Annotated in this window: 1 protein-coding gene; it reads right to left on the bottom strand. The window is 66.8% G+C overall.

Going from position 1 to position 1,184, the window contains the following annotated elements; genetic code table 11:
• On the bottom strand, positions 1-1,184 hold a 1,184-nt coding region (locus EOL86_15310), incomplete at both ends, for a CoA-binding protein (GenBank protein NCD26938.1).

The following is a 1,184-nucleotide window of genomic DNA, read 5'->3' as shown; positions in this document are numbered from 1 at the left end:
GCGCCGCTGACGGCGGCCAGCCGGTTGCCGCGAATCCGCTTGCCGTACAGGTTCTCGGCCAGGAGGAAGAGATCCTGGAACTGGTTGAAATTCTGGGCCACGATGGCCCCGGCCTGACGCACGCAGGATTCGCAGACCATGTAGTCCCCGGCCAGGGACGCGGTGTGGCCGCTGGTGGCGGATTTGCCCTCGGGTGTGCGGCCGGCCTTGTAAAAGACCACCTCTTTGCCCGCCAGCACGGCCTCGCGCACGGCCCGGCAAAAGGCCAGCCCGTCCAGGTCCGCAAAGCCCTCCGCATAGACCGCGATGACATCCACTTCCCCGGAATCCTTGAAATAGCGGACCATGTCGCCCAGGGTCAGGTCGGTCTGGTTGCCCATGGAGATCATGTAGGCCGGTTCCAGCTCCGGACACTGGCTGCTGCGGTGGAGCATGAAGGCTCCGCTCTGGCTGACCAGGGCCGCTCGTCGCCACGGTTTGTCGCGGTCGCGGGGCAGTTTTTCCTCTGGGATGAACCAGGTGTCGTAGCGGCCGGGCCGGGAAACCACGCCCATGCAGTTGGCCCCCAGAAAGACCGGACCGCCGTCGCCCTGGCCGTGGGCGGCGTTGATGCGGGCCACGACCTGGGCCGCGCGGGCGCGGCTGTCCTCGGTCTCACCCATGCCGCCGGGAATGAGCATCACGGCCTGGGCCGCGTCGCGGGCGATGACGTCCTCCACCAGATCCGGGACCTGGGCCGCGCCGATGGCCACCACCAGCAGGTCGAGCTGGTGCGGCAGGCTGGCCAGATCCGGCACGCAGGCCACACCGGACTGGTCCGGGCCACCGTCGCGGATGATGGTCACGTTCTCGGCCGCAAAACCCTGGGCCAGGACGTTGTCCACGATGATGCGCCCAAAATTGCGGCGCGTGGCCGAGACGCCGACAATGCCGATGCGCCCAGGGTGGAGCAGATTGTGGATCTTGGCGATGGGCCGGCCGACAGGCTGGGCCTTAGGCGCGGAGAAACGGCACATGCCGTCCAGGGGGACCATGAGGTAGTCGGTGAAGGCAAAGGGATTGATTTCCAGCTCCTCGATGATGAACGGCGCATCGGGGTTGGTCGGCGCGTAGTGGTTGGCCATGGCGATGAAGCTTTCAAAGCATTCGATGAGCTGCTCGTCGCTGACGATGCGGCGCTGGCC

It is taken from the genome of Deltaproteobacteria bacterium, assembly GCA_009930495.1.
In the GTDB taxonomy this organism is placed as follows: Bacteria; Desulfobacterota; Desulfovibrionia; order Desulfovibrionales; family Desulfomicrobiaceae; genus Desulfomicrobium.
This window is presented reverse-complemented; position numbering and strand designations above follow the sequence as displayed.